6 protein-coding genes and 1 pseudogene are annotated in these 7,826 nt (G+C 48.3%); 5 read left to right on the top strand and 2 right to left on the bottom strand.

What is annotated here, in order from left to right; all coding sequences use genetic code 11:
* Together ACOJTG_RS17790 and ACOJTG_RS17785 are read right to left on the bottom strand one after the other, a co-directional pair.
* On the bottom strand, window positions 1-2,301 hold a 2,301-nt coding region (locus tag ACOJTG_RS17790), incomplete at its 3' end, for a DUF5686 and carboxypeptidase regulatory-like domain-containing protein (RefSeq protein ID WP_420155052.1).
* A 273-nt stretch (window positions 2,302-2,574) separates the two neighbouring features.
* On the bottom strand, window positions 2,575-3,387 hold the full coding sequence (locus ACOJTG_RS17785) for an alpha/beta hydrolase (protein ID WP_420155051.1): 813 nt from the start codon (window positions 3,385-3,387) through the stop codon (window positions 2,575-2,577).
* Between the two features lie 234 nt (window positions 3,388-3,621).
* On the opposite strand from ACOJTG_RS17785, the gene ACOJTG_RS17780 reads away from it, so the two are divergent.
* From ACOJTG_RS17780 to ACOJTG_RS17760, 5 genes and pseudogenes are all read left to right on the top strand, one after another.
* Window positions 3,622-4,326: an esterase family protein gene (locus ACOJTG_RS17780; protein WP_420155050.1), complete on the top strand. Its 705-nt coding sequence runs from the start codon at window positions 3,622-3,624 to the stop codon at window positions 4,324-4,326.
* A gap of 47 nt (window positions 4,327-4,373) precedes the next feature.
* Window positions 4,374-5,330 carry an ATP-grasp domain-containing protein gene (locus ACOJTG_RS17775; protein WP_420155049.1) on the top strand — a complete coding sequence of 319 codons (957 nt, stop codon included), beginning with the start codon at window positions 4,374-4,376 and terminating at the stop codon, window positions 5,328-5,330.
* A 184-nt stretch (window positions 5,331-5,514) separates the two neighbouring features.
* A complete protein-coding gene (locus tag ACOJTG_RS17770) occupies window positions 5,515-6,615 on the top strand; it encodes a carboxylate-amine ligase (protein ID WP_420155048.1) in 1,101 nt (366 codons plus the stop codon).
* 107 nt (window positions 6,616-6,722) lie between these two features.
* Window positions 6,723-7,535: a type 1 glutamine amidotransferase gene (locus ACOJTG_RS17765; protein WP_102200030.1), complete on the top strand. Its 813-nt coding sequence runs from the start codon at window positions 6,723-6,725 to the stop codon at window positions 7,533-7,535.
* Window positions 7,536-7,564: 29 nt separating this feature from the next.
* A pseudogene (locus tag ACOJTG_RS17760) lies at window positions 7,565-7,826 on the top strand (hypothetical protein); the annotation flags it as partial.

Raw genomic sequence — 7,826 nt, 5'->3', positions numbered from 1 at the left:
TCGGTAAAAGGGAAGGTTACGAAAGTTGTTGAGGCCTGGATTCTGGAAGATGATCTCATTTCCGTTGAAATGGCGGTAATCGGTAAAGTACAGCGGTTTCTCCAGAAACGTACCCGCCTGCACGGCGTATGAGAATGAATTTCGCAGAATGCTAAGCTCATCCCGTATCCCCAATTCAATTTGATTAAATGATTGTCCGTTTGTCCAGCCGTGTCGGTACGCTCCGGTAAGCTCGGGCGAACGGTTGGAAAGCGTATACCGTCGTCCATTCATAATGGCCGCTTTGGCCAGGGGTCGGTACGAAAAGTCCACCGTTAGTACAGTGGCCTGATGATGAGGAAAAGCCGTTTGGTTGGCCAACGCTCTATTTTCGGGATCGTTGGAAGTAAAGGCAACATCCGGCCGGTCTACCCAGCCTCGGGTTACATTGTTCGTCAGGGCATTCCGCTCCTGCCAACTCACCGCCGCCGATACGGAGAGTCGGTTCCCCAATTTCTGCGTTCCGGCTAATGTCAAGTACGACTTTTCGTAAAGCTTCATGTAATTACGTTCCTGAAAAAGCGTATAAAAGGTGTTCAGGGATTCCGGTATGGGATTCGCCGGATTGAACTGAAACACATTGCGGCCTCCACTGAGTCGTACCGAAGTGTTTTCGACGGTGTACCCCAGGGAAAGACCCCCGTTGAGTCGCTGGCGAGCAAACGAATACCGTCCCGCCAGCGAGGCATTCCAGCTTTTGACCTTCGAGAGCCGTTCCACGTAACTGAGTCTGGTTTTCAATACGTATCCCTCCACGGCATTGAAAAATTCACTTTTCGTCAAATCAAACACCGGTGACTCAAAGGTCAGTACTCGTGGATACCATTCCAGCTCCTTTCGTTGCCCATACCGATACGTATGGCCGGTCAGTAACTGCATGAATTTAAACTTGGGCAGATTTCGAATGGAATCTTTGCGAATTTTTACTTCATTGGCTTTGTACAGGCTATCCGCTCGCTGGTAGCCCTGCGTTTCCAGGCTCGTCAGCGGTACCTGCCGTTCCCCTTCCCAGAAGGTCGAAGGTCGTTTGCGGGCCAGGGTATCAATTTCGAACGACCAGTTTCGCGTAACAGTGACGTCTTCCCCCGCCTTTTTCCGCTCCTTCCGGTCTTCTTTTTCCAGTTGGTTCACCATTTTTCGTAACTGCTTACGTGTTGCCTGCGTGGGTGCGGGCGTGTTGGTTTTACGCAGCGTTGTTGCTATTTCCTTGTCGATTTTCTCATCGACTACTTCCGGAATCTGGTGATACTTGGGATTTAGCTTGACCTGATAATTTCGAACGGACGTAATGTAGCGAGTTTCGCCCTTGGCTCCCAGAATATTGATTTTAGCGTTCGTTTCCAGCTGTACGGGCATCCAGACACCCTCAAAAGGTGAGAATAATTGCCGGATGCCGTACTGCGTCCCGCTTTCGTCCTGAAAGCTAAAGTCCAGACTATGAATACTCCAGCTACCTTCGATGAGATTTAGCGTACCATCCAATACGTTGAGGCCTTTGCTGCGGGGTGTTACTTTGATTTTGTTGACGATCAATCCCCGATCATTGAAGAAGCCCAAATATTCGAAGCGGTACAGTCCAAACGATTTCGGCGACAAAGGAGAGACGATTTCACCCAGCATCGGATTATAAAAACTCAGGCGGGCAAAATTGATGGCTGGATTGCTGCCCGGTGGTAAATTCGAACGAATGGATACTACTTTTTCGGTCACCTGGTTGGGCTGGCGAAAGTTCAGGTCATTGATTGATTCCAGAATATACGTGGTTCCTACCTGCAGGTTGGCTTTCTTGAGGGCATCCTCAAATAGAAAAGGAACTTTTTCAATGCGAAAATTTCCTTTCACGTACGTCCGGGCCGACCAGGTATCCACTTCCAACTGATGAAAACGGGCCGTAGCAATGGCCTTCCGCATGATCGTATAAGCCGGATCTTCCTTGCTCTTCCCGATTCGTACTTCGGCTAGCTTTATTGCGATTTCCTGCAAGGACACATTCAGCGTCTGCCAGTCGGCGGAAACTTCTATGTTTCGGGTTTCGGTCTGGTGATTTAGGTATTGAAACTGTAGTTCGTAGGAACCCGGTTTCAGGGCAATTTCGTACTTACCTTCTCCGTTCGACATGGTTCCCGTCGAAGTACCTTTTACCTGAATGGAAGCATAGGGAAGTATTTCGCCACTTTTACTGGTAATCGTTCCCCGGACACCCTGAGCCCAGGCATGATTGAAAAAAAAGCAGGTAAGAATAAGCAGGAGAAGTTTTTTCACCGGAAAACGGTTTAATGGTCTTTCTTCATTATGCAAAAAACAACGAAAGGGTTGCATGTACTCGCATTCAGGCAAGTACAAAATCCTGAGAGAACTAAACATTCACTTCCCTATTGCCAACCCTCGCTCCTTTATGTTTTGCCATCAAAAGTTACTGATTTCCAATGGATTTCAAAGTTAAACACCGATAAGACAATGCAATACTATTAAAATTAAACGTTACTAAAACGTTATAAAAACTGATTTTATAAAATTTGGTGTACTTATTATTCCTTAGAATCGATCGCTGAAAGCCCATTGTAAAAAGGCTGGCAATACAGCTCCCCACGTTTCCGGATTATGCTGTCCGCCCTCTACTTCCAGATAGGTAAAATCCGTTTCCCGCGTATACCCCTTCCTTTCCAATTCGTGCATCAAATCATACGTATCGTCAATCGCGTCGATGATACCATTATTATTTCGATCGTCCTTTTCATCATCCGTCCCTGCTTCAAACCAGAATTTCAGAGCGGGTTTACCAAGGGTATTTCGAATCTGTACGTGCATGATACGGTCATTAGTATCATCGTAGCCTTCATCATACGCCCGACTTCGCCACCAGAGTGCTCCCGAGAAAACACCCACCTTCGAGAATACGTCCGCATGATTCCAGCACACATCCAGAGCTGAAAGTCCACCCAGTGAGAAACCCGCATACACCCGGTTTCCCCGCTCTTTTCGTACGCGAAAGTGCTTTTCAACGTATGGTAGCAGTTCATTGAGTACAAATTGGGTATGAGCCTCTGCCCGATCACCCCTCCCCTTGTAATCGGGTTGGTGAGCGGTTCCGTATTCCGAGAGCCGTCGTTCATTCGCGTGAATCCCTACGACCAGCAAATCGGGCACTTGATTTTTCTGGTATAACTTTTCTAGGGTTTCCTGAAGACGCAAACGTTCAAAATCCTGCCCGTCATTGAGGTACAGGGTGGCGTACGACTGGGTAGACGATTCATAATCCGGGGGAAGCAAAATCGTCAGGGAAACTGGTCGCTCCAGGGAATGGGAAGTTAGCGTTACCGCATGACTCGTGACAGTGAATGGATGCAAGGGCGTAGAATTAAAATCAGCCGACGTGCTTTTCCGCTGGAAATCAGTACACGGCGGGTAAAAATGGGTAAGTTACGAGTTATTTCAAGACCGAACAAGTGCAGTAAACCAAATTAAATTTTACTCAAATTTGATTTACTTCTTTATTGGAGGCAAAACAAGCTTAAAAACCCATTAATTATTTGGATTCTTTAAAAATCGAAATAATCTTGTAGGCTCTAACTTCATCAGCTAGTGAACGAACAGTACATTAAGTATTACTCGCATTCTCTCCATCGGGATATTGAGTTATTGGTGTTTGGACATTGGGGCTATCCGGTTTTAGTATTTCCGACCAGCCAGCACCGTTACTATGAAGCGAAGGATGTACAATTAGTAGAGTCCGCCCGCTCGCTCATTGAAGCCGGTAAAATTAAGTTATACTGCGTCGATACGATTGATTCGGACTCTTGGTACGCCCGGCATTTACACCCGTCAGCCCGGGTCTATCAGGCTAGTTTGTACGACCGTTTTCTGAACGAAGAACTGATTCCCTGGATGCAACGCGAAAATCACACGCCTACCGTCGCCGTGAGTGGATGTAGTTTCGGTGGTTTTCACGCGGCTAACGTGGCGTTTCGCCACCCCGAGAAAGTCTCCCATCTATTTACGATGGGAGCCGCTTTCGACATTCGGAATTTTATGGACGGCTATTACGACGACAACGTCTATTTCAATAATCCACCCGATTATCTGCCCCATTCCCATGACGCAAACCTGTGGCGGATGCAGATTATTTTGGGTACCTGTATCTCCGATTTTTGCCGGCCTTCTACCGAGCATCTTTCGCAAATTCTGAGTACCAAACAAATTCCACACTGGCTCGATGTGCGGTGGCATGGTACCCACGACTGGCCCATCTGGCGGGAAATGTTTCCCGAATACCTCGCAAGAATTTAAACCCTTTAGCATCCGTTACTAACGGACCCCAACCACTCCCTTTTCTTATGAAAAAAATCGGCATTCTCCACGGTATGGAAAACACCTTTCCGGCGGCTTTTGTGGAACGAGTTAATCTGATCGCCCCCGAAGGAATTAGGGCTGAGCCCGTCAGCGTTGGAAAAGTAGTACAGGGTGAAGCCAGTGAGTATGCTGTGATTATTGATCGGATTTCGCAGGACGTCCCTTTCTATCGGTCGTACCTGAAAAATGTGGCTCTCACGGGTACTATTGTTATCAATAACCCTTTCTGGTGGAGTGCGGACGAGAAGTTTTTTAATAACGCTCTGGCTACCCAAATTGGCGTTCCGGTGCCGAATACGGTACTGCTGCCCTCGAAAGTACGACCCGACGACACGCAGGAAACTTCGTTCCGGAATCTGGCTATGATGCCTTGGGAGGAGATTTACCAGTACATTGGATTTCCGGCCTTCATGAAGCCGCACGCGGGTGGTGGCTGGAAAAATGTCTATAAAGTAGATAATCCGGATCAACTCTTTCAGGCTTATAATGAAACGGGTCAGTTAGTCATGCTTCTGCAGGAAGCCATTGATTTCGAATCGTACTACCGTTGCTACTGTATTGGCGGCAAGCACGTCCGGATTATGCCCTACGAGCCCCGTAACCCGCATCACCTCCGCTATGCCGCCGATTTTCCGGAAAACGCGGCGTTAATGAAAACGATGGAAGACTATGTCCTTCGCCTCAACCGGGCTTTGGGCTACGACTTCAATACGGTCGAATTTGCCGTGCGGGATGGTGTACCTATTGCCATCGACTTCTGCAATCCAGCTCCCGATGCCGATGTGTATTCGGTGGGCGAAACCAACTTTGAGTGGGTGGTCGAAACGGCCGCAGCCTATGCCATCGAACGGGCTCTTACCTACGAAGAAGGCAAACTCAACTTAACCTGGGGCGATTTCACCAAAGCCGGTGTAATGAATCAGCCGCTGACGAGTTTTTAAGCCGGGTTTGTGGAGTTTGAGTGGGTTTAAGGTTTGATTTAAAGTTTAAAGCACGTTTGATTGTTTGAAATTGCCTGTGTATGAATCTTTTCAAACCTTAAACGTTCATCAAACCATTTCAAACTTTAAACGCCTCAAACTTACTCCCAATCCACCTCTGTATCATCCCAATTCCTCAGCCCTTATGCCCGTATTTACCCTTGGCATTGAAGAAGAGTTTCAAACCATAGATCCCGAAACCCGCGAACTTCGCTCGCACATGAGCAAGATTGTGGACGGTGGAAAAATTATCCTGCAGGAACGGGTCAAGGCAGAAATGCACCAGGCCGTTGTGGAAGTGGGTACGAATATCTGTACCAACATTCAGGAAGCCCGCGAGGAAGTCACGTACTTACGCCGGGAAATCATGGAGCTGGCCGACAAGCAGAATCTGCGGATTGCGGCGGCGGGTACGCACCCCTTTTCTGATTGGGTGGATCAGCTCATCACGCCCAATCCCCGGTACGACCAGCTTATCAGCGAAATGCGGGATGTCGCCCGTTCTAACCTGATTTTTGGCCTGCACGTGCACGTCGGCATACCGAGCCGCAACGAAGGGCTGGAAATCATGAATGCCGTCCGGTATTTTCTCCCGCACATTTACGCCCTCAGTACGAACTCGCCCTTCTGGTGCGGACGCGACACGGGCTTCAAAAGTTACCGCTCCAAGGTATTCGACAAGTTTCCGCGTACGGGTATTCCCGAGTTTTTCAACACCGCCAACGAGTACGACGAGTACATCAACTTACTGGTCAAGACTAATTGCATCGACGACGGCAAGAAAATCTGGTGGGACATTCGCCTGCATCCGCATTTCGATACGGTTGAGTTTCGCATCTGTGACATTCCCATGCGGGTGGATGAAACCATTTGTCTGGCGGCTCTCATGCAGGCTCTGGTGGTGAAAATTTACAAATTAATGCGGCAGAATCTGAACTTCCGGCTTTACCGCAAGGCTCTCATCAGTGAGAACAAATGGCGGGCAGCCCGGTACGGAATCTCGGGAAAACTGATTGATTTCGGCCGTCAGGAAGAAGTACCTTACGAAACGCTCGCTCAGGAATTAATGGAGTTTGTGGACGATGTACTCGATGAACTCGGCAGTCGTAAGGAAGTGGAATACATCAATACGATTTTGAAGATGGGTACGGGAGCGGACCGGCAGCTGGCCGTCTGGGAACAGACGCAGGACCTCAAAAGTGTAGTGGATTACATCGTCGAAGAAACCCGCCACGGGATTCGATAAAAGGCTGTGTTTTTGCAAACGTATACCGATCTTTACCTTTTATTTTTCAGCTTTTTGAACCACAAAAAGCGATAAGTTATTAACTACGAGTAGATTAACTTGGTTTTATGAAGCAGATACGGTTAGCCATTCTGGATTTATATAATGGTGTTCCTAATGAAGGAATGCGATGTATTCAGCAATTAGTACAGGAATTTTCGGAGGAAATTGGCGGCTGCGTCGTGCAAATTTTTGACGTTCGGCAGCAAGGTGAGTTACCCGCTCTGGCCGATTTTGACATTTTCATCTCGACGGGTGGGCCCGGAAATCCACTCGAAACGGGTGATTGGGGTACGGCTTATTTCGATCTGATTGATCAGGTTTTCGAACACAACAAAACGCAGACTGCCAAGAAATTTTTACTGCTTATCTGTCACTCGTTCCAGATGGTGAGTCATCACCTGGGCATTGGTACGGTGACGCGTCGCAAATCAACTAGCTTCGGTACATTCCCGATTCACAAAACGGCCAATGGTTACGACGAACCGTACCTGGAATTACTCCCTGATCCCTTCTGGGCGGTGGATTCGCGGGATTACCAAATCATCAATGCTAACTTTTCGCGGATTGATGCCATCGGAGCGAAAGTGCTTTGCCGGGAAAAAATCCGTCCCCACGTGCCGCTGGAACGGGCGATTATGGCGGTCCGGTTTTCACGCGAAGTATTCGGTACTCAATTTCACCCCGAAGCCGATGCCGTGGGGATGTTACGCTACTTCCAGCAGCCCGAGAAACAGAAACAGGTCATTGACGAACACGGATACGAGAAGTACCAGAACATGGTCGATCACCTCAACGACCCGGACAAAATTCTGTTAACGGAGTCCGTGATTATTCCGACGTTTTTGCGGGATGCCTACCATAAACTGGCCGCTAACTAATCCCCTACTGCACTCTTTATCCATTCGATATGATTTCAGCGATTCGTCGGACCTACAATGCCGCTTTTTCGGAAGAAAAGTACCAGGCCTTTCTGGATTCGATTCACCAGGACTGGCCCAACCAACTGGAATTTCGTCTGGCCGAAACGCCCGTTTTTGTTCCGGCTTCCTTACGCGAAAAGCTCGTTACTGCCTGCGAATCGTTTATTGATACCATTACCGCTCCGGATTTCAAGGCAAAGACCGAAGCGGCCATTCCACCGGATCAGCGGGTTCCTAACGAAAATGAAC

This window comes from Siphonobacter sp., assembly GCF_048595215.1.
GTDB lineage: Bacteria > Bacteroidota > Bacteroidia > Cytophagales > Spirosomataceae > Siphonobacter.
This window is presented reverse-complemented; position numbering and strand designations above follow the sequence as displayed.

Excerpts from the sequence above, each read along its gene's own strand:
- ACOJTG_RS17775 (WP_420155049.1), top strand. The coding sequence starts at position 4,374 with ATGAAAAAAATCGGCATTCTCCACGGTATGGAAAACACCTTTCCGGCG.
- ACOJTG_RS17770 (WP_420155048.1), top strand. The coding sequence starts at position 5,515 with ATGCCCGTATTTACCCTTGGCATTGAAGAAGAGTTTCAAACCATAGAT.
- ACOJTG_RS17765 (WP_102200030.1), top strand. The coding sequence starts at position 6,723 with ATGAAGCAGATACGGTTAGCCATTCTGGATTTATATAATGGTGTTCCT.